Source organism: Litoribacter populi (assembly GCF_007483685.1).
Taxonomy (GTDB): domain Bacteria; phylum Bacteroidota; class Bacteroidia; order Cytophagales; family Cyclobacteriaceae; genus Litoribacter; species Litoribacter populi.
Genome location: NZ_VMKN01000002.1, coordinates 466,567 through 491,852, shown reverse-complemented (window position 1 = coordinate 491,852; position 25,286 = coordinate 466,567). Strand labels below are relative to the sequence as shown.

Sequence of the window (25,286 nt, the reverse complement as noted above, 5' to 3'; positions counted from 1 at the left end):
AATTAAATTATCTTCTCCATCCCCATCCCCAGCTTCTTCTAGAAGGTCTTCTGTTTCTTCTCCAACCTCTTCTTTCGTCATCATTATTATCTTCGTCCACTTGTGAAGAAGAACTGCTGCTACTAGAGGAGCTGCTTGAGCTAGTGTCGTCATTAGAACTACTTGAGCTTGTGTTGCTAGAGCTGCTTGATGAAGAGCTGCTGCTTTCTGAAGTAGATCCTCCACCTGATGTGCTTTCTGAAGTAGATCCGGAGGTCGCACTAGAGGAGTTTCTTGCTACCATCATTTCTTCAAGATTTGCTCGCTGGTTACCAATTCTTACGTTGTCAAACATCAGTGCTCTCATTTGAGTATCAGTGTCTCTTCTCATCCAAGAGGCTTTGTAGATACCGACTTTCCATCTTGGAAGGTCCATGTCATACATGTTTCCGCCTCTTTCTTCAAGGATTTTCTCACCATTGTGCCACACTTCAAGTAATCCGTCGCTACCAGGAGAGTGAACGATGTGAAATACAAAGTCATGCCATACATCTTTAGTTGCTGCTCCAAGATCGAAATCTTTTCTGTCTTCTTTTCTGTTTCCAGACTTCACTAAGAATCTATCATTGTGAACTCTTACTGTAGTAGAAGGGCTACCACCACCGGCTTGGTGCCACTGAGAGATGATATCATTATCGCTATCTCTTTCAAAGGTATTTGCAGGAAGGTATAGGGAGTACGAATACCATCTGTCTCTGTTATCCTGAGCAGGGAAAAGAACCTCGGATCTTTTACCGTTACTTTGAATAGGGTCGTCTTGTCTCAATTCAAATCTTCCTACTCGATTACTTCTGTCTTGTGGATCTTCCACCGCGTTGAATGAATGGCTGACAGGAAGTTGTTGATGGACTTGGCTGAATGGGTTGCTGCCCATAAAGTCTTCATTAATTAAAACATTGGCGGAGACGGATCTCAACGCGCTCATTTCTTCGGTGAATTCATCCTGTCCTGTTGTGTCGCAGGAGATGGTGGCTAGGCCTAGGGTGGAAAGGCCTACGATGTAAGCCACTTTTGTCAAACTTTGCATTCGATTACTGGTTAATTTTGTAAATTTTTTGGGATTGGTTTATGATGTTGTGCAACTTTAGAGGATGTTCTCAATAATCAATAAGGGCTCGTATTCAGTAATCCCTCCGGCTAGCACTGTTAGTTAATTTTTTTTGGGGTCTCCTTTATTCGTTGTCATAAGGCTGGGGTTAGAGTTCGAATTAATTTTAGGAGGCGGCTTCATTTGCCGCACTTGCTATTATAAACCCCGGATGGATAGGTATTATTGTAAATCGAAAAATTTACTTATTCCATGATTTATAAAAAAATAATTAGCTTTTTTTGATATTAATTAATACAATAGATAGATATTTTGGTTTTTTTATCAATTAGAAATAAGTTCAAAAAACTTGTAATTATTTAAAGACTGAGTTGGGATATTATATTTTACAGACTTGTAAAATGTACTTGAGGTAGGGATATAGGTTCTTTGCAAGGAAAATTCACTGTATGTCTGAAAAATTGGCTTTTTCCGATATAAATGATTTATGTAAGGCTACTGGTAATTTTTGTTTGGTAGAGACCTCTTTACTTAGGCCGATCATCTAAGTTCCATTTAATTAAAAATAATATTTAAATGGTTGTTTTTTGTGTGTTAAAAGTTTAAAAACGTAAATGTAAAATTTATCTTTTTTTGCAAAATGATTAATATGATGAAGGATTTAATAGGTAGGTTTATGAGGTCTTTTGGTAATTATTTGATAGGTAGTAGAGTGAAAAAGGAATATTGAATATTAGAAAGGTTCAAAAAATTGACTGATTATGCCGGTGGATTCAATTTTATGGTAAAAACCTTAAAGGTGCAAGGTGGAGGTTGTTGAAGTTCTTCTCCGAGCTAACTAAAATAAAAAAAAGGATCTGGCGCGAGCCAGATCCTTTTTTGATGTTATTTAAAATTTAAAGGTTAAAAAGCGGATGAATGAGTTTTCTTTCCAAAGATCGTCATGTATATGATTTTCAGATCTAATGCGAACTTCCAGTTTTCAATGTACCAAAGGTCATGGGCGGTTCTTTGTTGTTTTTGTTCCAATGTGTTCGTTGGGCCTCTCCATCCGTTAACCTGTGCCCATCCCGTGATACCTGGTTTGAAGTAATGTCTTAGCATATACTGCTCAGTAGATTCTTGGAACTGCTGGTTTAACTGGCTTCTGTGTGGTCTTGGTCCTACGACACTCATATCGCCAAAGAATACGTTCAAAAACTGAGGCAGCTCATCAATGCTATATTTTCTAAGGTATTTACCTACTCGGGTGATTCTTGGATCATTCTCTTGAGTTGACTTGTTACCGGTAGCATCACATTCCTTCATTGTTCTGAATTTGAAAACTCTGAAAGCCTTGCCGTTTTTTCCGATTCTAAGTGGGCAATAAAGAATAGGTCCTGGAGAATCAAGTTTGATCAATGCGGCTACAATAAGAAGGAGTGGAGATAGGAAGATCAGAGCCATGGTGGAGAAAAACAGATCGAAGAATTCCTTAGCCACATAAGATGTAGTTTCATCCAATGGCAACTGACGGGTGTTGATCGAATCCATCTCTCCGTATTTCACGGATTTGTAATTTTTGCCAAACAACTCACTATAATCAGGGATGTATCGCACTCGCTTGCCGTGGTAATCAGCAGCCTGCATGATCTTTTTGATCTTTTTAGAAGGCTTCACTGGGATGGCGATTACAATTTCATCCACCTCATTGTCGCAAAGGATATCATTTAGATTGTTTACATCGCCTACAATCTGATCCTGATCGATCAAAGCTTCTTCTTTTTTGCATTTTATGAAGCCCTTTACAGCATACTTGTTTGGATTGGACTTATAATAGTCATATACGTTGGCTGCGGCATTTCCTACTCCGGCCACTAGTGTATGTTTCACGTTTCTATTTTGGTTAATTCTGTTCACGATATTGTTGATAAAGAAGTTCGAAGTAAATCCCATTACTGGGAAACCCAGTGAAAAGGCTAAAATGATGTTTCTTTCAAATGAAGGGAAAGAAAGAATATGGTATAAAAGTGCGACTACCGCAATAAGGATGAGATAAGCTTTCAAGTACCGAAATGGTCGGGACTCCAGAGTTTTGTTCCATTTGAGATAGTACAGCTTTCTCCAGTAGCCGATGATGAACCAAATGCCAAGAACCCCCGCTAATATCATCCACTCATTCATAATAACTAGTTCTTCTTGAAAGAGGGATACGGAGAGGGCAAATGCCGCCATCAGGGTGATGATGTCCCATATAAAGAAGAAGGTTGCTAAAATTTTTTCCGATCTAGACATAATATGTTTGGAATAAAAATTAATTCAAAAATCAATTCTGCATTGTAATTTGCGTTTCTACAGTCAATTGACTGGCCGATTTTTACTCTGAGGTAATTGTAATGTTGTCAGGTGTTTGGGGTAATTAAGCTTAAAGAAGCCTGACTGAAAATTTAAAACTGCTAAGTAAAACCAATCATAGTTTTATATTTTAAATATACAAATTTTTTTTGAAATAATTATAAAGTCTTCATTCGTAAGTCTTATAATTATCTAAATAATTTCATTATGTCTATACATCAACATTTACCTTGCCAAACTGTAAGCGCTATGTTTAGAATTTATTAGAAAATGCATATTTTTCAATGTCAACCACAAAAAGATTATAGTCAACATTAAAATTCTCACATATATTACCTATAATACTTTAAATATTTTTTTTCAAGCACATTTGAGTTCCTTTGGCTTTGATTTTGTATAGAGCCGTCCTCCTTTTTGCCGGCCTTTTATCCGGTTGATGAGCCTCTTATGTTTTTTCAGTACCATGGTACAGCTTTATATGTTTAATTGGTGTATGAACAAACTTCAATCCTTAATTGAAAAATCTAATATGAAGCTTAAATTAATTTCAGCTTTAGGGCTGGGAGCGGTTTTGGGCCTGGGGAACCCTGCGTGGTCCCAGGATGACTATTCCAGCCTAAGCCAACTCAACAGTAGGTTGCAAAGCGTGGCTAAGAGCGGTTCCGCTGAACTACAGACTCTCACCAAAACCGAAGGGGGTAAAGATATTTGGGTCTTACGCCTAGGGAAAGGCGATCATCGTAACAAGCCCGCCATTGCGGTCACTGGTGGTGTGGAAGGTTATCACCTGTTAGGGGTAGAGCTAGCCGTGCAGTTTGCTGAAAATATCATCCAGGAAAACGAGAGTGTACTTGATAATACAACTTTTTACATTTTTCCAAATATGTCGCCAGATGCGTATGAGCAATATTTTTCCTCGGTCAAATATGAAAGAAGAGGAAATGCAGCAAAAATCGATCACGACAGGGACGGTCAAATAGGCGAGGATCATTTTGATGACCTGAACAGGGATGGCATGATCACCATGATGAGGGTAGAGAGTCCCATGGGCGATCATAAAATTAGCTCAGAGCATGAACAGTTGATGGTCAAAGCCGACCGAAGCAAAGGAGAAAGAGGTACTCACCTCTATTTGACTGAGGGAATTGACAATGATAAGGACGGTCAATTCAATGAGGACCCGGAACAAGGAATTGCTTTTAACAAAAACTTGACCTACAAATTTCCTGCATTCGAGCCATTAGCGGGAGATATTCCAGTTTCTCAACCCGAAACAAGGGCCTTGTTGGATTTTTTATTTGAGAGAAATAACATTTTTGCATTTGTGACTTTCGGACCGGCTAATAATCTATCGAGCCCTATGTCTTACAATGCCGGGGATGCCAAAAAAAGGGTGGTTACTTCTATGTTGGAAAAAGATGTGGAGCTTAACAAAATGATTTCCTCTATATATAAGGAGTCCACTTCACTGGAAGCTTATCAACAAGACAACAAAGGCACGGCTGGAGATTTTTTCCAATGGGCTTATTTCCATTTTGGGAGACTTAGCTTTAGTACACCAGGCTGGTGGATTCCAGAAATGAAAAAAGATGGAAATGGGAATTACCAGAGCAAGGAAGCCAATTTCATGGCCTGGGCAGAGGAAGAAGGTCTTGATGATGTTTTTGTGGACTGGAATGAAGTCGATCATCCTGATTTTCCTGGCCAAAAAGTCGAGGTAGGAGGGGTTAAGCCGTTTGTAATGTATAACCCGCCTATGGGTATGGTGCCGGAGATTGCTTCAGAGCATACTGAATTTATAATAAAGCTTGCAGAAATTCAACCTTCATTAGAGTTCCATAATTTAAAGACGGAAAAGCTAAATAATGGCCTGACCAGAATCACTGTGGATCTTTACAACAACTCACCGCTCCCTACTCATTCAGAAATGGGCGCAAAATCTAGGTGGTTTCAAAAAATCAGAATTGATTCTAACAAAGAAAAAGAAGACTTGGTGTCGGGTGATAAAATTAAGCTTATTGATTCTTTGGGAGCATTTGAGAAAAAAACCTTGTCTTATATAGTCAAGGGTAGCGGTAGTTTTGAAGTAAAGGCCGGTGCACCCCATACGGGGATAGCAACTTTGGAGGTGAAGTTATAAATCAGAAGAAATAATGAAAATGAAAAAATATATATGTGCCTTGGCGGCAGGAGCTCTTTTCTCTATTTCCGCACCAACAAAAGTAGATGCACAAGAAAAGTTTTTTAGGGCCATAGGTACCCCGCACCAGCCAAAAGTGGAAGTGGCGTGGAACCGGTACTATACTTATGAAGGCCTAAATGAAGTGATGCGTAAGATTGCAGATGCTCATCCTGATTTGGCACGAATGGAAAGCATAGGCAAATCGCACGAGGGGCGGGATATTTACTTGCTTACCATCTCTGATTTTAAGACTGGTGATCCGGACAGGAAGCCTGCTATGTATATTGATGGTAATATACACTCCAATGAGATTCAAGGCGCAGAATTTTCCTTGTACACTGCGTGGTACCTTACTGAAATGTTTGATGATCTTGATTTTATAAAGGAGCTGTTACAGGACAAAACCTTTTATATAGCTCCTACAATCAATCCAGATGCGCGAAACAACTATATGCTGGAGGCCAACACGGCCCACTCGCCCCGTTCGGGAATGATTATGCTTGATAGTGATGGTGATGGTGAAGTCGGTGAGGATGGTTTTGACGATCTTAACGAAGACGGTCATATCACGATGATGATCCGTAAATCTCCTACAGGTCGATATATCAAAGACCAAAGAGATCCGCGGAAGCTAATTATGGTGTCCGCAGAAGAAAAAGGCGAATATGAAATGCTTGGTTATGAAGGTATAGACCGAGATGGTGACGGTCAAGTCAATGAGGATGGAGTGGGTTACTATGACCCCAACAGGGACTGGGGTTGGAATTGGCAGCCTGACTACGTTCAACGTGGAGCGTATAAGTATCCATTCAGTTTGCCTGAAAACCGCGCTGTTATGGAGTTTGTGATGGATCATCCAAATATTGCAGGGGCTCAAAGTTATCACAACTACGGTGGTATGATACTCCGTGGCCCAGGTGCTGAAGAGGATAAGGATACTTATAATAGAGAGGATGTTCGTATTTATGATGCTATAGCCAAAAAGGGTGAGGAAATCATTCCAGGTTATAGATATTTGGTTGTTTATAAGGATATGTATTCTGTCTTTGGTGGGGAGTTGGATTGGTTTTATGGTGGAAGAGGGGTTTACACTTATTCCAATGAGCTGATGACTTCTTATTTATATTTCCACAAAAATGCAGGAAGAGGCAATCAGGATGAAGAAATGGACGTGGACCGTTATTTGACTTTTGGAGATGCTTTTGTGAATTGGGAAGAATATGACCATCCGCAGTTTGGTAAAATTGAAATTGGAGGGTTCAAGAAAAATTTTGGTAGAGCCCATCCAGGTTTCTTGCTAGAGCAGGATGCTCATAGAAATATGGCTTTTACAATTTACCATGCCTATCATACTCCAAAACTGAGTGTGATGGATGTGAAGGAAAAGGATTTGGGAAGAGGCATGAAGGAAGTAACTGCTACTATATATAATGAGCGGATGATGCCGACCCATTCTAGTCAAGACTTGAAATATAACATTGAAAGGCCTGACTATATAACTATCAGCGGACCAGAGGTGATTGCCGGGATGGTGGTTGAAAATGAGGATTTTAATAAGGTGGAGGAACAAGTCAACAATCCTGAAAGAATCGCTGTGAAAAATATACCAGGGATGGAAGCAGTAAAGGTCAGATGGATTGTCAGCGGAGGAAGGAAATATTCCATAGACGTAGACAGTGCCAAAGGGGGTAAAGCCTCTTGGTCATCTGATCAAAAATAATTGAAATCCCGGTCAACTTTTGGCCGGGATTTTCTTTTTTAAAGCCAACAATAGGCTTGTTAATGGGTTGTGTAATAACATGAGAATATTGTCCTTTGCCACCATCAATACTTTTACCCTCTTTATTGTTTTATACTTTAATTATCAATTGGGGGTGGGTAATGGCTCTCTTCCTTCTGTGGGTGAGGTCAGTGAAGAATATGAAACTTTGTTTACGCCGGCAGGGTACGCTTTTTCTATTTGGGGGCTTATATATATAATGTTGCTATTTTTTATTGGCAATCAGTGGTATGCGGTTATTACTAATAAGCCTGGCCGCTCAGTCATCAATGGTTCTGTCTGGTTTTTTCTCTCCAACGTGATGAATACGCTATGGATCGTCTCATGGACTATGGAATATGTTTTAATTTCTGGCCTCGTAATGCTATTGCTATTATTTTGCCTTTGGAAGCTTGTCAAAAACCTAAATCTTGAACTCTACAATACTGAGTTTTCAGAGATGTTCTTTGTGTGGTGGCCTATAGCTATTTATTTTGGTTGGATAATCGTAGCTACTGTGACCAATTTAGCTGTGGTTATCAAATATGTTTTGGATATTAATGAGGCGATATCGGAACCCTATTGGGTAAGTGGATTGATATTCTTGACAGTTTTGATTTTTACTTTGCTTACCTACTCACGGAATCTTCGTGAAAGTTGCCTCGTTGGGGTGTGGGGTCTTTCAGCAATTGCGGTAAAGCAATGGGGTCATGAAGATTTGGTAGCTTTTTCGGCTTTAGCGGGTGCTATTATTCTATTTCTTGCTGCAGGGATTCACGCTTTACAAAATTTCCAGACGCTGCCATTTGTACAGAAATTCAAGAATACTTCTTCTGTGTAAAGGTCAAACAAACCCCTTTAAAGCTTTTTCTAATTCCCTTTTTGTAATCAACCCTCCTTTTTGCCAAACGATTTTTCCTTTTTTGAACAAAATAAGATGGGGAATTGACCTCACCGAGAAGCTTAATGCAGCCTGCTTGTTTTGGTCAATATTGATTTTCATCAGTTCTATTGGAGCATTTAACTCAATAAGAGTATCCTCTACGACTTTATCCAAAGTTTGACAGGGAGCGCACCAATCGGCATGGAAATCCACCAAAATCAGATTTTGAGATTTGAGGAGAGTATCCTTGAAATTCTTTTTAGCCATAGAGATAGAAAAGAAAAAAGTCCTTTTCCCAACGGGAAAAGGACTTGAGTAACTTATTTATCTTCATCCAAGAACGGGTATCTGTAATCCGTTGGGGAAATGAAGGTTTCCTTGATTGTACGAGGGCTTACCCATCTCAACATATTGATCATAGCTCCGGCTTTGTCATTGGTGCCAGAAGCTCTGCTGCCTCCAAATGGCTGCTGTCCAACCACCGCACCGGTAGGTTTGTCGTTGATGTAGAAGTTACCAGCTGCATTTCTCAATCTTTGGGTTGCCAAAGCAGCAGCATATCTATCTTGTGAGAAAATAGCTCCGGTAAGGGCATAAGGAGAGGTTTTGTCCACCAATTCCAACGCTTCCTCAAAGTGCTCTGCATTGTATACATATATAGTAAGCACCGGGCCGAAGATTTCCTCCTCCATGGTTTTATACATCGGGTCTTTGGTCAAGATCACCGTAGGCTCAATGAAGTAACCTTTTGATTTGTCAAAGTTGCCACCGGCGATGATTTCAGCCATGTCCGAGTTTTTGGCATCTGTGATATAACCGGAAATCTTGTCGAAAGATTTTTCGTCAATCACCGCGTTGATGAAATTGGTGAAGTCTTCTGTTCCACCCATTTTGAAGTTTTTCAAGTCTTCCAAAAGGTATTCTTTTACTTCATCCCATATATTGGAAGGAATATAAGCTCTTGATGCAGCCGAGCATTTTTGTCCTTGGAACTCAAAAGCACCTCTGGCAAGCGCAGTGGCTACCTGCTTGGCATGTGAAGACTTGTGTGCGATAAGGAAGTCTTTTCCACCTGTCTCACCTACTATTCTTGGATATGACTTATACTTATTAATATTGGCTCCGATTGTTTTCCAAATAGTCTGGAACACACCAGTAGATCCTGTGAAGTGGATGCCCGCAAAGTCAGGATGATTAAATACTACTTCCCCAGCAGAAGGGCCATCTACATAAACAAGGTTGATAACACCATCAGGCACGCCTGCTTCGCGGAAAACTTCCATCAAAACCTGCGCAGAATAGATTTGAGTATAGGCTGGCTTCCAAACTATTGTATTACCCATCATGGCAGGAGCGGTAGGGAGGTTGCCGGCAATAGCTGTAAAGTTAAATGGAGTAAGGGCAAAAATAAAGCCTTCCAAAGGTCTTTGCTCCAAACGGTTCCAAACGCCGTTTCCGGAGACTGGAGGCTGTTGGGAGTAGATTTCAGTCATGTATTTCACATTGAAACGTAGAAAATCTACAGTTTCACAGGCTGCATCGATCTCTGCTTGGTAGGCATTTTTTGACTGGCCCAACATGGTTGCAGCGTTGATTTTAGCTCTATAAGGGCCGGCGATTAAGTCAGCAGCTTTCAAGAAAATGGCTGCCCGCTGTTCCCATTCCAACATTTCCCATGCCTCTTTTGCTCCCAAGGCAGCATTAATGGCTTGTTCAACATGAGACTTGTCTCCTTCGTGGAAATGACCAAGTATATGCTGGTGGTCATGAGGGGGGCTCATCGGTACTTTTTTACCTGTACGAACTTCATCGCTTCCGATATACATTGGCACATCGACTTCCTTTCCTCGCAGCTCTTTAAGCGCGGCCTGAAGTTTTTCTCTTTCAGGGGAGCCTGGTGCATAATTCAACACCGGTTCGTTTACTGGTTCAGGTACTTTAAAAAAACCTTTCAACATGTTATTTTGAGTTTATTGTTACGCTGATTTTGTGCAAATATAAAGATTAAGGATAGAATCTGGGCAAACTTATAAGATAGATTGGAGTTCGCTCAGGCATTTGATAGAGTAGGTAGGTGAAATATCCCTCACGGTAACTTCGGCTTGATGGGGATTGAAATAGATCTGGTCCATGTTTACCTCTTGGGCTCCTTTAATGTCTGATTCCAGGTTGTCACCGATCATAATGCAATTACGGGCTCCACAATTCACCTGATCGAGGGCATATTCAAAAATGCGTCTATCGGGTTTTCGGTGACCAGTTGTTTCAGAAGTGATAACAAGCTGAAAATAATCTTTCAGCCCCGAAGAGTTAATTTTTAATGCCTGGCTTTCATTGAAGCCGTTGGTTATGATATGAAGAGGGTATTTGCCTTTGAGGTAATCAAGTACTTCAAGGCTGTAGGGGAAAAGGTTGGTTTTGCAGGAGGTCCTATTCATGAAGTCCTCCTCCATTTCGGTCGGAATACCATATGAGTCGGCACCGAGATGTTCGAATATTTTTTTGAACCTAATCTTTCTTAAGCCTGCCTTATCAATTTGGCCTTTATTATAAAGACCCCAAAGGCCATAATTTATCTCAATGAAAGCTTGGTAGAAATGCTCATGCGATTGAACTCCTAGATTTTTTAAGGTGTAAAGATGAAATATTTCCTGGAGAGATTCACGTACGTTGGTGTCGAAATCCCAAAGGGTGTGGTCTAGGTCGAAAAAGATGTGTTGGTAATTCTTCAAACTTACTATTTTCTATAAGGGTTATTCTCGATCTTATTTCGGGCCAACTCTCGGTTGGATTGCAGGATTTCGAAAATCTCCTGATCCCGCTTGAGGTTGATGTCCTTTTGGATAAACTTAAAAATCTGATTAATGATTTCAATAGCCTCATCTAATATGTAATAAAATGTCCATTGGTCTACCCTGCGGCTTCCTACAAGGCCGGAGTTTTTAAGATAGGTGATATGACGGCTGGTTTTGGTTTGGGTGAAATCCAGGATATGCTCCAAATCAGAAATGGATAGCTCCTTGTTTTGGATTAGGAGATGGATAATGCGCACTCTAGGCTCTTCCGAAAGGGCTTTGAAAACCCTCATACCATAACTTAAGCTTATATTTTTGAGACGCATTTAATCAAATTTAACTAATAAATATGCCCTGAAATTAAGCAAATCCCCCGAAAATCTCTTAATATAGCATACGAAATCAATATGGCATCCGAAACCATTTAAAATGGTATGAAGTTGACTTATTAAATCCCTTGATTTTGAAAATCAAAATACCACATATAGCATTTTTCTTATTCTTCTTTGGAGCGACGTTCCTGTTGACACAGGTGCATGCTCAAGATGATCAGGAGAGAAGGATCCTGCAACTTTCCGGAATTATACTCAATGCCGATAGTACTGATGCCATTCCTGGTGTGAACGTATATGTTCCAAAAAAAGGAAGGGGGACCAGTAGTAATAATTTCGGTTACTTTTCCATGCCGGTGGCTGAAGGAGATAGCGTTTTATTTACATTTATTGGCTTGAAAAAACAATCCTTTGTCATACCCAAAGATCATGAGGATGATAAAATCAGCCTCATTGTCACCATGGACACTGACGAGATTTTGCTTGGTGAAATTGAGGTAATGCCATATCCAACCGAAGACGAGTTCAAGCGGGCCGTCCTAGCACTGAATTTGGAGGAGGAAATGCCACTGAACAGAGGTAACCTCAGTCCGCAATTACTATTGCGTTGGGCGGAAGAAATGCCAGCATCGGGTGATGAAAACTTCCGAGGCTTTACCCGTCAGCAAGTAATGCAGACCCAAGACAGGTACGGGCCACGACCACTTCCTCTTCTTAACCCATTTGCTTGGAGGGATTTCATTCGAAGCATCAAACGAGGGGATTTGAAAAGAAGGGATGATTAATTAGCGGTCTTTTAAGCTGGTGCCAAATCGATTGTTGAAACCTTTAATTCCCTGCAGCCCTCCTGTATGTAAACATAGTACTGTTTTGTTTTCCAAATATTGGCATTGATCCAACACCCCAAAAAGCAATTTTCCCGTGTAAATAGGATCCAGTGGGATGCCGAAGCTTTCATAGAAGTTTTCGATAAACTCCAGCAAAATCGCATTATGTTTTGCGTAGCCACCAAAGTGGTAGTCTGCAAAGATTTTATAACTGCAGTTGTAATTTACCTTCTGTTCTTTCAAAAGTTTATCAAACTCCTCAAATATAAAACCCCCTTTCAAGGCGGAAAAACCCCAGACCTTTTGATGGAATTTTGCTGCTTTGACTAAGCCTGCCATGGTGCCTCCGGTGCCGATGCTCGTGGCAATGATATCGGCTTGCTGGTCCTCATCCTTTAATATTTCAGACGTACCTTGAATAGCCAGATTATTGGTGCCCCCCTCAGGTATATGAAAAAAATCCCCAAACCTTTCCTTAAGTCCTTCCACGAATCTGTCATCAGCCTTTTTTTTATAACTCTCTCGGGTGATAAAATACAAGCTCATTCCGTTTTCTTCTGCTTCCTCAAGAGTAGGGTTTAGTGCAGCGGCTTTTTCCCCCCGGATAATGCCAATGGAATTCAGGCCCGAGAGTTTTGCGGCGATGGCCGTGGCCTGAATGTGGTTGCTGTAAGCTCCACCAAAAGTTAAGACAGTGTGATACCCCTCGCTTTTAGCTGTTTCCAGATTATATTTCAGCTTGTAAAACTTGTTACCAGAAATAAATGGGTGTACCAAATCTAGCCTTTTGATCAGTAGCTGGACATTTTGCTTCTCCAGAGAGGGCAAAGTTATCTTTTGGGTCTGTATGGATTTGGGGTCAAAAAGTGGTGATTTCATAGATATTTGTCAAAAATACCAATTTCTTCTCATACACCTTGTATTTTTGCAGCATGAAAGAAGATTTAGAGGACGAAGAAAACTTTGAAGACGGTGATGTTAGCCTTTACGAACACTATAATATTACGGTGGACAAAGGCCAGGCCGCGATCCGCATCGACAAGTTTGTAACCGACAAGATTGCCAATTCAACCCGGAACAAGGTGCAGATAGGCATTGATCAGGGAAATGTATTGGTTAATGACGAAAAGGTAAAGTCAAATTATAAAATCAAGCCAGGGGATGTGATCTCGGTGATGTTTGATAAGCCGCGCATGGATTCCGAGGTAGTACCCGAAGAGATTCCTTTGGAAATCGTTTATGAAGATGATTATCTAATGGTGGTCAATAAGCCTCCTGGCATGGTTGTCCATCCTGCCCATGGAAATTGGACTGGAACTTTGGTAAATGGACTCGTCTATTATTTCAACCAACTTCCTACAATGCCGGGTAATTCTGGCAGGCCAGGACTAGTGCATCGAATCGACAAGGATACCAGCGGTCTGTTGGTGATTGCAAAATCGGAAGATGCCATGACTCATCTGGCTCATCAGTTTTTCCATCATACCATCGAGCGTACTTATATGGCACTAGTGTGGGGGGAACCCAAAGAGGAAGCAGGTACGATAGATGCCCATGTTGGGAGAAGTGCTAAGGATAGAAAAGTGATGCAAACTTTCCCTGACGGTAGTCAAGGTAAGAATGCGATCACTCACTATAAAGTGCTCAAGCGACTGAGATACGTTTCATTAGTACAATGTAATTTGGAGACAGGCCGAACTCATCAGATCCGGGCGCATATGAAGCATTTAGGCCACCCCTTGTTCAATGATGCCATGTATGGCGGGGATAAAATCAGGAAGGGTACTCAGTTTTCCAAGTACAAATCCTTTATTAAGAATTGTTTTGAAATTCTGCCTAGACAAGCCTTGCATGCCGCTTCACTGGGGTTTGTGCATCCTGTGACTAATCAACACATGCTATTTGAAACCCCTTTACCAAAGGATTTTGCTGAAGCGTTGGAGAAATGGGAAAACTATGTACAGACAGATGTTTGATTGTGGAATTGATATAAGCATGAGTGTATTTTTGAAAAAATGACAATATTGTGTTGATAAATTTCTTAATTTATCAACTAAGGAACTGGAAAGGCTTTATGGAGTTTTCAAAAAATATATTTGAATAGAATGATTAATTGCCAATAATGTAACCGAAAACGATTCAAAATAAAAATTGTGTAAATTTTTACTTGATTGTTTGAGGAATTTTAAATTTCAAAAGACCTGCCGTATATTTGTAATACCAATTGATACTAAATGTATGAATTGATGTAAGGTATTGCAAAATACGGAGAGTGGCAAATGGCTACTCAGGAAGGTTCAAATCCTTCTCTTACAACAGGTTATTTTGGGTTTATTGTTAATTGACTAAAGCTATGGGATAATATTCCATAGCTTTTTTTATTTCCATAAGTTAAAGTTTGACAATTTTTACGTAGAAAAATATCTTTATAGCCATATATAGATTATTTTGCTGTTTGATTGCTTAGGTATGGCCGAAAACACCCCCCAAAAGTTGAAATTGAGCGCTGGGCAACGGAAATTCCTCCGTTACTTTCTGATTTTTATTGGTATTATTCTTTTTCTACAGGTTACAGTTTATTTCACTTCCGACTTTCTTTTGAGACGTTATATTAAAGAGCAGGTGGAGGTTGCCTCTGAGGGGAAGTACACGATTGATTTTAAGAGGTTTTATTTATCCATTTTGGAGCGTGGCTTTTATGTGGAAAACTTCACCTTAGTGCCTTCGGACGAGACACTTGAAGGAGAAAAGCATCTGGCATTCCACCGGATTGAGATTCCTGAGTTTTCTGTAAAGGGAATTAATTACCGATTTTCTGAAAAAATATTAGTACTTGGGACCATAAGGTTGACCGAGCCCATGATCCAATCCCGACTTGAAGATATGGACGAGGATGAAAGAGGGAAAAGCCCACTCAGAATGTTGGAACGCGAGATCAAGAAGTCAGTTGGGGGCAACTTGCAAGATATCGTCGTAAGAGACTTATATGTGGACAATGCAGATCTTCTTTTAGAGAATTTTATAAGCCAGCAGTCCATTAAGGCCGAAAAGACTCATTTCCATGTCGTAAATATTCAAATATTACGCGAAAGGGAAACTTCTTCTCCTTTCAACGCTGAAGGGTTTAATTTTCAGATGGATAATTTTGAATTGCTTTTGGCAGATAGCATTCATACTATCAAAGCAAACCATGTTGATGTTTCCTCACTTGAATCGTATATTAAAGGTCAGCAGGTTCGTTTGGTACCGGATGTAACCAGCCCATCAGAAGTTTATTATCAGGTAGAGCTCGACTTTTTGGAGTTGACAGATGCTGACATCAACAAGGTATTTTACACCTCAGAGGTAGATGTTGGGCGTCTTGCCCTGAATTATCCGAAATTTTCCATTTACTCAGACGTCGTAACTGATGATGCTGATGGGGCCATTGAGTATGATCTTTATCCTTTGATCCAGGATATTTTGGCTTCAATAACCGTAGAAAACCTGGATATAAATAAGGGAAGCTATCTGCAGAGAAGCATTCGTGATTCAAATCGTAATCGTGTAGAGGCAGGAGCTATTGATTTTAAAATGGAAGAAGTATACATCGGTCCTGACGAAGAAAAAAAGAAGAACCAGTTTTTCCATGCTCGGGATGCTGCTTTGGATATTTCCGATGTGCGGATAGCATTAGCTGACGGCGTACATTGGGTGACGGGGCAAAAAGTGCTGCTGTCTTCATTTGATGATGCTATTGAAATTACCGGAGTCAAAGTTTTTCCTTTGTATGATGAAAATGAGCCTCCCGAAATTACTTTATTTGAAATTGATGTTCCTTCTCTATCTCTTTCAGAGGCTAACCTGAAAAAAATTTACAATCAAAACATCGTTGATATCAAGGAAATGATCATCAACGAGCCATCCGTTTTATTAAAGGATGTAAGGGCGGGAGATGGTGATCAAAATATAGATCAAACTTCTCTGCAAGAATTGACTCGGGAATTTCTGCGGGCCATTTATGTGGAAAGGCTGGAAATGCGGAAAGGCAATCTAGTGCTTGATAATAGATTGAGAATTAGACAGGATAGCCTGGCGTTTGGGGAAATCAATTTTGTGCTGGAAAACTTTCGTTTGGATGAGGATTTTGATACACAGTCCTCTCGCATTTTCTTTGCGGAGGAACTACAGTTAGAGATTCAGGATTATGCATTAAAGCTTTCGGATAATCTACATTTATTTTCCTCCGACAGGCTTTATTTGGATACCAAAGAAAACTTTCTGCAAATTAATGGTTTTCGGTTTCAACCTGCTGACCCAGATAACATCCTGGAAAACCTCAACAGATATGATCGAAATTCAGTATTGGATATTGAAATTCCAGAATTCTCTGCAAGAGGAATAGATATTCCATCGGCCTATTTTAAAGGTGAATTATTGGTTAATCAGATAGATGTCCCCTCGCCGGTGATCAAACTTACCCAGCACCGAAAAGGTGAAGCAAGGGAGGATCGCGAAGAAATAGACATCGATAAGTCGGATATTTACGATCTGCTGACCACTTATTTTTCAGTGATAAAGGTGGATTCTCTGAATATTGTAACCGGATCATGGGAGTATGAAAACCTAGGTGAAGACCGTATCAGGACTTTTGCGGAGGACAATGTTTCCATTAGAGTAAAAAATTTCTATCTCGACCAGTTTTCCGGGGAAAGGGAGTTACAGTCCTTCTTTGCAGAAGAACTCGATATAAGTTTGGATAATTATGTATTCAACCTTGCTGAGGGGCAATATAGCATTATAGCAGATAAAATTAGCTTTAACTCAGCAAGAGAGGAAATACTTACCACCAATGTCCGACTCAGGCCCCGCCGAAATTTGCCAGCTAAGGTTTCCATAAGCGCAGATATTCCTGAAATGAGTTTTGGGGGTGTAGATTTAGAAACTTTTGTTTTTGATAATAAGCTCTCACTTCAGAAGGTAAAGCTTACCGACACTGATGTGCGGCTTTTTATCAACAGAGATGAAGAAAGCCAAGAAAGAAGAAATGGTAGGGGAAGAAGAGGACGGGATAGGAACCTTCCGAGAACCATTGACGTGGTGCAAATAGATACAATAGAAGCTGAAAATGCCCACATTAATGTTGCCTATCAAATAGATGGGGTGAATAGAGAACTTATTGATACCGGGATTAATCTCAAATTTTTCAATTTCCTACTAGACAGTACAAAGCTGACCCAAGGAGAAATTGCTGAATTCTTTGGCAATATGGAGGCTAGTATTGATGATTTCTCTCTCATATTTCAGGACAGTATTCACTCGGTAAATTTTGCGAAAGTTGATTTGAGTACCCGAGATGAGGAAATTGTCTTTACAGATTTAACCCTTACTCCCATTAATATTGTGGGACAGCCTGGTAGACCTGTCATTTCAGCCACAGTGCCTAGGGTGGTGATGAAAACGGAATCTCTAAATGAAATACAAAAGACTGGCGAGTTTATCATCTCGAGTTTAAAACTTGATGACCCCGCCATAGCGCTCTACTTGGACAATGGCGAAAAGGAGGTAGACAAAGTAGAAAAAGCCGAGCAGACGATTCAACAGATTCTGACTAACCTTTATGTTGGCCGGTTTGAAATTAGTGGAGGCCAGGTCCAGCTCCTTGAAAAGGAAACCGCACGTGACATTCAATCTTTCACCAACCTTGGTCTCGTTTTGAGTGATTTAAACTTTGATTTAACTCAAATGGGCGAGGTGGATACTAAGTTTTTCCTGAGCTCGGATTATGAAGTAATTATTCCTAATTATGAACTTGAGCTTAAGGATGGTCTTAATATCGTTCGGGTAGGTTTGGCCAAACTGAAAGGTGAACAGCTCATTTTGGAAGATGTCAGGCTTTTCCCCAAGTTCGGTAAATATGAATACCTTCGGAAGGTGGGTTATCAAACTGATGTGGCCAATGTTCATATTCCTCAGGTGGTATTTGAAGGGTTGGATTTGAATAAATTTGTAGATGATAAGAAATTCATTGCACGTAGGCTGGAGCTCCATGATTTATCTGCGGAGATATTTAGAGACAAACGATTGGATGTAGAGGAAGATAATTACCGTCCTATGCCTCAGAAGCTGATGATGAATGCTGGGGTAGATGTTTTGGTTGATTCTTTACTTGTGTCCAAAGCCAAAATCCGATACCATGAATTCCCAACCAAGGGTATGGTGCCGGGTAATATTGAATTTAATGAAATGGATATCTCTGTTTCTCCTTTTCAACTTACAGAAAAACCCGAAGATTATGAATTCCAATCAATTGAACTGTATGGAGAAGGATTTATGAATGAGGTGGCGCCAATGGAAATTTCTGTTACCATGTATTTCTTTGGAGATTTCCCCATGGAAGTTAGAGCGCAAACAGGTGAGTTTGAACTCGCCCTCATCAATCCTATTTTGGAAACAAATGCCTTTGCCACCGCCAGAAGAGGGGTGATCAAAGAGGCTAATTGGGAATTTATAGCCGATGATAAAAGTGCTAGAGGTGAGATGACAATAAAATACAACAAGCTCAACCTTCGATTGCTCAATGAAAGGACTCTAGAACATGGGACTGGTCGCAAGAGAATTCTTTCATGGGTAATCAATGCCCTAGCCGTTCGAAGCAACAATCCCCGTAGATTGTTCAATCACTTGGTAACTTCTACCATTTACGAGCCTCGGGATGACAGCAGGTTTATTTTCAATTACTGGTGGAGGGCGACCATGTCCGGGTTAAAAGGCTCTGTTGGATTGGGGCAACCCAGGATTCCAAAGGAGGAGGAGATGGAAATTGTCTTCCCTGAAGAGCCTTAATCCGCCATTGCTGTGAATAGTGTCGAGAAAGTTTTAGATTTGTAATCTCAAATTAAGAGTTTTCCATGCATAACGATAAAATAGAAACCCTTTTGAATGAAATCACAGCCTATCAAGCCAGCTCTCCTGAAGAACTGGAGAATTATAGGATGCGGTTTATTAGTAAAAAGAGTGTGGTAGGCGAGCTTTTTGCCGAAATGCGAAACGTGCCCAATGAAGAGAAAAAGGCCTTTGGCCAACAGATCAACTCTGTGAAGCAGGCTGCTGAAGATAAATTCCAGGAACTGATCGAGGCGATTAACCAAAATGGTAAAAGCCAGCAATCCACTGGGATTGATTTGACTTTGCCTGCGACGACTTTGCCGGTGGGAGGGATTCACCCCTTGACTGCCACAAGGCAGCGTATCATAGAGATTTTTGAAAGGATAGGTTTCAACCTTTCCGAAGGACCAGAGATCGAGGATGATTGGCACAACTTTACGGCGTTGAATTTTCCTGAAAATCACCCTGCCCGTGAGATGCAGGACACCTTTTTCTTGGAGAAAAACCCTGATATTGCCCTTCGTACCCATACATCCTCTGTTCAGGTAAGAGTAATGGAAAACCAGAAGCCTCCAATAAGGACCCTATCTCCTGGGCGTGTATTCAGAAACGAGGCGATTTCTGCAAGGGCTCATTGTATTTTCCACCAAGTGGAAGGACTGTATGTGGACCGTAATGTGGGGTTTGCAGATTTGAAGCAGACCTTATACCATTTTGCTAAGGAAATGTTCGGGAAAAACACCCAAGTAAGGTTCAGACCCTCTTATTTCCCATTCACCGAGCCAAGTGCCGAAATAGATATCTCCTGCCAGCTTTGCAATGGGGAGGGATGTAATGTCTGTAAAGGGACCGGATGGGTTGAAATTGGCGGTTCTGGAATGGTTGATCCAAACGTTTTAGAAAACTGTGGCATCGACTCAGAAGAGTTTACAGGTTTTGCCTTTGGAATGGGGATTGAAAGAATAGCCATGCTGAAATATCAGATTAAGGACTTACGGCTATTTACTGAAAATGATATAAGATTTTTACGCCAATTTAAGCCAATGCTATAATAAGCTGACGAAATACAGGTAAATAAAAAAGGAGAGACTTTATAATAAGTCTCTCCTTTTTTATTTACACTGTCAGCGTTCCTTTAACACATCACAGCGGTCGTAAGCCGGATCAATGTCAATATATACATCATCTTTGGCGCTTATAAACCATTTGTTGAGCAGTGTTTCCTCTTTTTGCCTTCGTGCGGCCGTTTTCAGCTTTTCATAGTCATCGTTGAGATTGGCTCGGTGTGCTGGGAATTTTTCCTTGTAGTAAAGGATTCGTACTCTGTCTTCTTCTCTTTCGCCTTGGAATCTCATTGGCTTCGTGATTGAACCCACCTTCATAGTGTCTAAGGTGAAATACAAAACTGGATCATCCAAATTTCTCAATGTAAGTCTATTTGCACCAGTGTTCTGATCACTAAAGAAACCGCCATTGTCAGAAGTATTTCTATCATCACTATATTCTTTAGCTGCCTTTGAAAAGGCGATACTGTCATTAACAATCTTTGTTCTAAGACTGTCTAAGTACCTTTCAGCCTTCGCAATATCATTGTCGGTAGGACGTGGTCTGATTAGGATATGCTTGGTGTTAAAAGTATTACCTCTTCTTTCCAAAAGCTGAATCATGTGAAAACCAAACATAGATTCCACAGGATCACTGATTTCACCTGGTTTCAAAGACAAAGCGGTTGCTTCATATTCGGGAGCTAATTCACCCCTTCTGAAAAAGCCAAGCTCTCCACCTTGAGCGCCTGATCCTGGGTCTTCCGAATATTTTTTAGCCAATGGCCCGAAATCCTCTTCACCGTTCAGGATTTTTTCTTTTAACCCTTTTAGGATATTTACCACACGTTCCTTTTCCTCACGGTTTACTTCGGGTTTTTTGACAATCTGACCCACAGTTACCTCAGCTGAAAAAAATGGAAGAGAATCTTTAGGGATCTTATTAAAAAATTTCCTCACCTCAGCAGGTGAAACGGTCAATCCTGCAGTGATTCTTTTCTGCATTTTGTCAATGATTAACTGCTCCCTTATTGGAGTTTCAAGTTCAGCCTTCAACTGGTCAGCCGTTTTTCCATAAACCTCGGCAAGGGTGTTTTCATCCCCGCCAAACTGCTGCATAATCATCGAAAACCTCTGGTCGGTCTGCAACATCACTTCCGCATCTGACACCACCACTGAGTCAATCTCAGCCTTGGCCACCATCATCTTATTAATCAATAGGGATTCGAACACCTCACAGCGAGTAGGGGCATCAAAACCCTCCTGTTGCTGGGAAATGGATTCAAGGTAGGCTTTCTGTAAATCAGATTCCAAGATGATGTAATTATCCACCTTGGCGATGATTTTATCCACTATCTGACCAGTCTTAGGATCTGGAGCTTTTTGTGCCGCGGTATCCTGTTCTTGCGCCATCAACTGCCCCACGCCAAGAAGTACGGCCATGGTAAAAAAGCATTTTTTAATGTCAATCATGTATCTTAAACTCATTTTTTTCTAATGCGCGATTATAAATATCTTTATGTAATTGGTCGGCCAAACTTACCTTCCGCTTATTGAGGATGATTTTAGAAATTTCGTCCCTTACAAACTCCATGGGAGGAACTTGGTCGGCAAGCTTAAATTCCAAAATCTTGAAATAGTAGGCAAACTCCTCATCTTCTACCTTATAATAGTCATTGCTTTTCAGCAATTGTACTTTATTCGGGTGTCCAGATAAGGGAGTGTTTTGGGTGACATCGTCAAATTTAACCCATGTACTATCCTCAAGAAAGAAATTGCTCGCATATCTTTGAGCAAGCTCCTTAATTTCTTTACTGTTGTTCCTATTGGATTTAAGAAGCTTCTCCACTTCTTTATTTTGTGGTAGCTGCCTTTCAAGTTTGAGAAAGTTGACCCGAGAGATGATTTCTTTTAGCATAAAATTCTCCCTGTGTAGATCGTAATAGGCGGATACTTCATCATAATGTACATTCTGGTCCAGATTCTTGTCCACAAAAGCCTTTTCGTATTCATACACCATCAAAGCATATTTGTAGTCCATGAGTTTCCTTTCCAGTTCCGCCTCATCGACAGTTCTGTTCTTTTCTGCCTCTTGAATCATTAATTGTTTTTTGATCCAACTTTGTACATAACGGTCGGCAAACTTAGCGCTGTCCTCCCCAGGGGAAATTTTGGTACTAAGAAACTCCAAATCGGAGCTAAATAAGCGGTTGTTGCCAATGGAAGCGACAAGGCGGTCATCCGCGTCTCTAGCGACCCTTTTGACCGAGTTATCGCATGAAGAAATCAGTCCTGCAAGGATCAGAAGACAAATATTACTTTTTAATAATCTCAAATACACGTTCTTTTTCTTCTTCATTCACTTGAACAGGATAGCGTGCTCTCAGTTCAGCAATCAATTCTTTTTCCAAGGTTTCCTGATAATCTTGGATGGCTTTCCCTCTGGTCTCTGAAAGTTTTTTGGGACTAGGTTCTATAGTGGAACCGAGTACCAAAAAATGGGAGCGACCCTCATGCTTAAGTTCATGGTACTTTTCAGAAATGTTTACTTTCTGAAGCAAGGAATGGTTGGCATGTTCAAATATTCCATCCTCAAGCTCAAACAGGTCTGGGTAATCATTGAGGAACTGATCCTCAATAGTTGGTTTTAATCTTGAAGTATAAGCCTTGTTGGATAGAAATCTCCTTATTTTGGAAAGCTGCTCTTCTTTGTTCATTTTTACTATCAAGGCAGGTACACGTTCTTTCCATTGGTATTTTTCTCTATTTTTTGTGAAATACTCTTCTAAACCAGCCGTATCAAGTAATGCTTTCTGCCAAACAAGATCATTCATCAAACTGAACAATAAAATACCATCCCGGTATTCCTTAACGAGCATTTTATATTCTTCATTGTTTTCGAGCAATGCGTGCTCCTCAGCTTTGTCAAGTTCAGTTTGGACAAATTTGTCAAACCAAGGTTGAAAAAACTGCTGTGGTTTTGTCTTTACTACAGCCTGGTCGCTTTCAATAAATTTTATGAAGTCTCTTACCGTCTGGCTTTTCTCGGCTATAGTGATGAGCGTGGTATCAAGTAAATTTTGTTCGCCAAGTTCATCTTTCACTGATTGAAGACTCTTAGTAAGCGCTTTATCTACTTTGGGCTTGATGGTTTCCAAAATTACACTGTTTTCATCATAGCCAAACTTGGACTTTTGCATCGCAACGACTTGCGTTTGAATCAAGGAAGAACGGCTATCCCGAAGAATTTTTGACCTAAGTGCAGGTTCCATTACTTCAAAAGGAGGTACTTCGCGGATATCTTCCAAACGGATGATGTGGTACCCATAAGGGGTTTTTACCGGAGAGGAAATCTCACCAATTTCATTCAATGCAAATGCCCCCTTTTCGAAGTCAGGGATGATTGCCCCTACTCCAAACCAAGGTAGCTTGCCGCCAGTATTTTTATTGCTCTGGTCATCAGAATAGTTTTCAACCACCGAATTCCAGTCTGCGTTTGGTTTTTGAAGTTCAGTATAGATGTCAGCAATTTTTTGCCTAGCTCTCTCCTCTGATACCGGATCACCAGTATTTGTTCTAACTAAAATGTGGGATACGCGTACCTCCCCTGGATTGGGTTTTCTATCTTGAAGTTTGATTATGTGATAACCGTAATTGGTCAGGATTGGGTCGGAAATATCACCTACTTTTAAATTATAGGCCGCATCTTCAAAAGGTTGGACCATTGTAAGGGCAGTAAAATAGCCTAAATCTCCTTTATTTTCCTCTACTGTGGGGTCATCCGAATACTCTAATGCCAGACTATTGAAATCAGAGCCCTCTTCTGCCTCAGTTTTTAATTTTTCAGCCATTTTCAATACAGCAATGCTGTCCTGCATATTGGCATTGGGAGGAAACTGCAATAGGATGTGGCTTGCCATGAGTACCTCTTTGGTTCTGGCATAGGCTTTTTTGATTTCCCCTTCCTGAAGGGAGTATTTTAAAATATAGGGCTTTTTGAGGTCTTCTTTGAAAATGGTGAATTCCTTATCAAATTCATCCGAATCTTCCATTCCAAGATTTACTGCCTCGATTACCTTTAGCTTGTAGTTAATGAATGCCTCAAGGCTCTTGTCAAGATTGTCCTTGGTATTTTTATCCTCGGCAGATTCAAAGTGCTGGCTTTTAGTATAAATGTGGATAAACTCATCAGCAAAGATCTTTTCCTCACCCAAAGTAAGGAGAGGCTGAGGTGAGTCGTCAATAGTAGTGTTGGTATCCATCTTTGCGGATGGGGCACAGGCTAACATGCCCCCCACTAACAGGAAATGGAAATACTTTATTTTCATATATGTTGGCTTGCCGAAAACGATAGTGCAATGTTACAAATTTAATAGAAGAAAAATAGGGGTGGGATTGTATATGTGGAAATTATTAACAATTATTTGGAATTAAGCATTTTGGTCAATCTGCATGTGTTTTGGTTGCCGGAAGATTCAAATTCGATGTGGTCCATGATTTTCTTGACCAGCATAATGCCTAATCCGCCTTTGCGTCTTTTGCGTTTTACTTCCGCCAGCTCAGGTTGCTCGTATTCGAGCATGTTAAACCCTTCACCGCTGTCTTTAATCTCGATAATGAGTTTATTGTCCGTCTGAAATACTTCCAGGAAGATTTTGTCATCCGGGTTGCAGTGATGGGAATGTATCATAAGGTTGGAGCACACCTCATCCACAGCTAGTACCACTTGGTTTTTGGCTATGTCAGAAAGCTGAGACTTATCTAATACACCGTTGAGAAAACCACGGAGTTCGGCAAGCTTGCTTTTTTCACAACTTAAGATAAGATTATGCCTCATAGAATTCTTGAAGAGCTTTCTCTTTGGTAGTCTGGATAGTAATGAGTTGGTCGAGTCCAAGTATGTGAAAGACATTATATACTTTTTGGTTTAGTCCGAATATTACAAACTTAATAGTTTGAGCTTCAAATTCTTCTAGATAAGACATGAACACACCTAATCCCGCAGAGGAGATGTATTGAAGTTTGCTGCCGTCCAATAGGATTTTTTTATTGGGTTCCATGATGGCTTGGAGGGCATTGTCGAGATCGACAGAGTTGCTAGCATCCACTTCCCCAGAAAGGATCAAAATTGTGTGGTCGTTCTCCTGTATCTTATCTATCTGCAACATAGTTTTTTA

Annotated in this window: 19 protein-coding genes; 7 read left to right on the top strand and 12 right to left on the bottom strand. The window is 40.5% G+C overall.

Annotated elements, in window-relative coordinates:
- Positions 1–7: 7 nt before the first annotated feature.
- Together FPL27_RS17915 and FPL27_RS17910 are read right to left on the bottom strand one after the other, a co-directional pair.
- Positions 8–1,066, bottom strand: coding sequence for a polysaccharide lyase (locus FPL27_RS17915; RefSeq protein ID WP_143962598.1), 1,059 nt, complete (start codon positions 1,064–1,066; stop codon positions 8–10).
- A gap of 924 nt (positions 1,067–1,990) precedes the next feature.
- Entirely contained in the window at positions 1,991–3,361 is a 1,371-nt protein-coding gene (locus tag FPL27_RS17910) for an undecaprenyl-phosphate glucose phosphotransferase (RefSeq protein ID WP_143962597.1), read from the bottom strand.
- 589 nt (positions 3,362–3,950) lie between these two features.
- Here FPL27_RS17910 and FPL27_RS17905 point away from each other — a divergent pair.
- The 3 genes from FPL27_RS17905 (at position 3,951) to FPL27_RS17895 (ending at position 8,203) form a co-directional block, all read left to right on the top strand.
- A complete protein-coding gene (locus FPL27_RS17905) occupies positions 3,951–5,561 on the top strand; it encodes a M14 family metallopeptidase (protein WP_143962596.1) in 1,611 nt (536 codons plus the stop codon).
- A 13-nt stretch (positions 5,562–5,574) separates the two neighbouring features.
- Positions 5,575–7,323 (top strand): M14 family metallopeptidase, encoded by a 1,749-nt coding sequence (locus tag FPL27_RS17900; protein WP_143962595.1) that lies wholly within the window; start codon positions 5,575–5,577, stop codon positions 7,321–7,323.
- A gap of 79 nt (positions 7,324–7,402) precedes the next feature.
- Complete coding sequence (locus tag FPL27_RS17895; RefSeq protein WP_143962594.1) at positions 7,403–8,203, top strand: hypothetical protein; 801 nt, start codon at positions 7,403–7,405, stop codon at positions 8,201–8,203.
- 3 nt (positions 8,204–8,206) lie between these two features.
- On the opposite strand, the gene FPL27_RS17890 is transcribed toward FPL27_RS17895, so the two are convergent.
- The 4 genes from FPL27_RS17890 to FPL27_RS17875 form a co-directional block, all read right to left on the bottom strand.
- Entirely contained in the window at positions 8,207–8,512 is a 306-nt protein-coding gene (locus FPL27_RS17890; RefSeq protein WP_143962593.1) for a thioredoxin family protein, read from the bottom strand.
- A 53-nt stretch (positions 8,513–8,565) separates the two neighbouring features.
- Entirely contained in the window at positions 8,566–10,203 is a 1,638-nt protein-coding gene (gene pruA / locus FPL27_RS17885) for an L-glutamate gamma-semialdehyde dehydrogenase (protein ID WP_143962592.1), read from the bottom strand.
- Positions 10,204–10,272: 69 nt separating this feature from the next.
- Complete coding sequence (locus FPL27_RS17880; protein ID WP_143962591.1) at positions 10,273–10,977, bottom strand: YjjG family noncanonical pyrimidine nucleotidase; 705 nt, start codon at positions 10,975–10,977, stop codon at positions 10,273–10,275.
- A gap of 5 nt (positions 10,978–10,982) precedes the next feature.
- Complete coding sequence (locus tag FPL27_RS17875) at positions 10,983–11,366, bottom strand: ArsR/SmtB family transcription factor (RefSeq protein WP_143962590.1); 384 nt, start codon at positions 11,364–11,366, stop codon at positions 10,983–10,985.
- Positions 11,367–11,503: 137 nt separating this feature from the next.
- Here FPL27_RS17875 and FPL27_RS17870 point away from each other — a divergent pair, with 137 nt between their 5' ends.
- Positions 11,504–12,157, top strand: coding sequence for a carboxypeptidase-like regulatory domain-containing protein (locus FPL27_RS17870; RefSeq protein WP_185974413.1), 654 nt, complete (start codon positions 11,504–11,506; stop codon positions 12,155–12,157).
- Here FPL27_RS17870 and FPL27_RS17865 read toward each other — a convergent pair whose 3' ends face one another.
- Positions 12,158–13,078, bottom strand: coding sequence for a 1-aminocyclopropane-1-carboxylate deaminase/D-cysteine desulfhydrase (locus FPL27_RS17865; protein WP_143962589.1), 921 nt, complete (start codon positions 13,076–13,078; stop codon positions 12,158–12,160).
- A 53-nt stretch (positions 13,079–13,131) separates the two neighbouring features.
- Here FPL27_RS17865 and FPL27_RS17860 point away from each other — a divergent pair, with 53 nt between their 5' ends.
- From FPL27_RS17860 to FPL27_RS17850, 3 genes are all read left to right on the top strand, one after another.
- The gene (locus FPL27_RS17860; RefSeq protein ID WP_143962588.1) at positions 13,132–14,175 is read left to right on the top strand and encodes an RluA family pseudouridine synthase; all 1,044 of its coding nucleotides are present in this window, start codon (positions 13,132–13,134) and stop codon (positions 14,173–14,175) included.
- 493 nt (positions 14,176–14,668) lie between these two features.
- Positions 14,669–19,024 carry a hypothetical protein gene (locus tag FPL27_RS17855; RefSeq protein WP_143962587.1) on the top strand — a complete coding sequence of 1,452 codons (4,356 nt, stop codon included), beginning with the start codon at positions 14,669–14,671 and terminating at the stop codon, positions 19,022–19,024.
- 65 nt (positions 19,025–19,089) lie between these two features.
- Positions 19,090–20,118 (top strand): phenylalanine--tRNA ligase subunit alpha, encoded by a 1,029-nt coding sequence (locus tag FPL27_RS17850; RefSeq protein ID WP_143962586.1) that lies wholly within the window; start codon positions 19,090–19,092, stop codon positions 20,116–20,118.
- Positions 20,119–20,190: 72 nt separating this feature from the next.
- Here FPL27_RS17850 and FPL27_RS17845 read toward each other — a convergent pair whose 3' ends face one another.
- The 5 genes from FPL27_RS17845 to FPL27_RS17825 all read right to left on the bottom strand — a co-directional run bounded on the left by FPL27_RS17845 (position 20,191) and on the right by FPL27_RS17825 (position 25,277).
- Positions 20,191–21,597, bottom strand: a complete 1,407-nt coding sequence (locus tag FPL27_RS17845) for a peptidylprolyl isomerase (protein ID WP_143962585.1) — start codon at positions 21,595–21,597, stop codon at positions 20,191–20,193.
- Positions 21,575–22,468 (bottom strand): peptidyl-prolyl cis-trans isomerase, encoded by an 894-nt coding sequence (locus FPL27_RS17840; RefSeq protein WP_143962584.1) that lies wholly within the window; start codon positions 22,466–22,468, stop codon positions 21,575–21,577. The genes FPL27_RS17845 and FPL27_RS17840 overlap by 23 nt, the downstream gene beginning before the upstream one ends.
- Entirely contained in the window at positions 22,425–24,437 is a 2,013-nt protein-coding gene (locus FPL27_RS17835) for a peptidylprolyl isomerase (RefSeq protein ID WP_143962583.1), read from the bottom strand. Before FPL27_RS17835 ends, FPL27_RS17840 begins: the two co-directional genes overlap by 44 nt.
- Before the next feature lie 92 nt (positions 24,438–24,529).
- A complete protein-coding gene (locus FPL27_RS17830; protein WP_143962582.1) occupies positions 24,530–24,946 on the bottom strand; it encodes an ATP-binding protein in 417 nt (138 codons plus the stop codon).
- The gene (locus tag FPL27_RS17825) at positions 24,936–25,277 is read right to left on the bottom strand and encodes an STAS domain-containing protein (protein ID WP_143962581.1); all 342 of its coding nucleotides are present in this window, start codon (positions 25,275–25,277) and stop codon (positions 24,936–24,938) included. The genes FPL27_RS17830 and FPL27_RS17825 overlap by 11 nt, the downstream gene beginning before the upstream one ends.
- Between the last annotated feature and the right edge of the window lie 9 nt (positions 25,278–25,286).

Excerpts from the sequence above, each read along its gene's own strand:
- FPL27_RS17915 (WP_143962598.1), bottom strand. The coding sequence starts at position 1,066 with ATGCAAAGTTTGACAAAAGTGGCTTACATCGTAGGCCTTTCCACCCTA.
- FPL27_RS17910 (WP_143962597.1), bottom strand. The coding sequence starts at position 3,361 with ATGTCTAGATCGGAAAAAATTTTAGCAACCTTCTTCTTTATATGGGAC.
- FPL27_RS17905 (WP_143962596.1), top strand. The coding sequence starts at position 3,951 with ATGAAGCTTAAATTAATTTCAGCTTTAGGGCTGGGAGCGGTTTTGGGC.
- FPL27_RS17900 (WP_143962595.1), top strand. The coding sequence starts at position 5,575 with ATGAAAATGAAAAAATATATATGTGCCTTGGCGGCAGGAGCTCTTTTC.
- FPL27_RS17895 (WP_143962594.1), top strand. The coding sequence starts at position 7,403 with ATGAGAATATTGTCCTTTGCCACCATCAATACTTTTACCCTCTTTATT.
- FPL27_RS17890 (WP_143962593.1), bottom strand. The coding sequence starts at position 8,512 with ATGGCTAAAAAGAATTTCAAGGATACTCTCCTCAAATCTCAAAATCTG.
- pruA (WP_143962592.1), bottom strand. The coding sequence starts at position 10,203 with ATGTTGAAAGGTTTTTTTAAAGTACCTGAACCAGTAAACGAACCGGTG.
- FPL27_RS17875 (WP_143962590.1), bottom strand. The coding sequence starts at position 11,366 with ATGCGTCTCAAAAATATAAGCTTAAGTTATGGTATGAGGGTTTTCAAA.
- FPL27_RS17865 (WP_143962589.1), bottom strand. The coding sequence starts at position 13,078 with ATGAAATCACCACTTTTTGACCCCAAATCCATACAGACCCAAAAGATA.
- FPL27_RS17860 (WP_143962588.1), top strand. The coding sequence starts at position 13,132 with ATGAAAGAAGATTTAGAGGACGAAGAAAACTTTGAAGACGGTGATGTT.
- FPL27_RS17855 (WP_143962587.1), top strand. The coding sequence starts at position 14,669 with ATGGCCGAAAACACCCCCCAAAAGTTGAAATTGAGCGCTGGGCAACGG.
- FPL27_RS17850 (WP_143962586.1), top strand. The coding sequence starts at position 19,090 with ATGCATAACGATAAAATAGAAACCCTTTTGAATGAAATCACAGCCTAT.
- FPL27_RS17845 (WP_143962585.1), bottom strand. The coding sequence starts at position 21,597 with ATGAGTTTAAGATACATGATTGACATTAAAAAATGCTTTTTTACCATG.
- FPL27_RS17840 (WP_143962584.1), bottom strand. The coding sequence starts at position 22,468 with ATGAAGAAGAAAAAGAACGTGTATTTGAGATTATTAAAAAGTAATATT.
- FPL27_RS17835 (WP_143962583.1), bottom strand. The coding sequence starts at position 24,437 with ATGAAAATAAAGTATTTCCATTTCCTGTTAGTGGGGGGCATGTTAGCC.
- FPL27_RS17830 (WP_143962582.1), bottom strand. The coding sequence starts at position 24,946 with ATGAGGCATAATCTTATCTTAAGTTGTGAAAAAAGCAAGCTTGCCGAA.
- FPL27_RS17825 (WP_143962581.1), bottom strand. The coding sequence starts at position 25,277 with ATGTTGCAGATAGATAAGATACAGGAGAACGACCACACAATTTTGATC.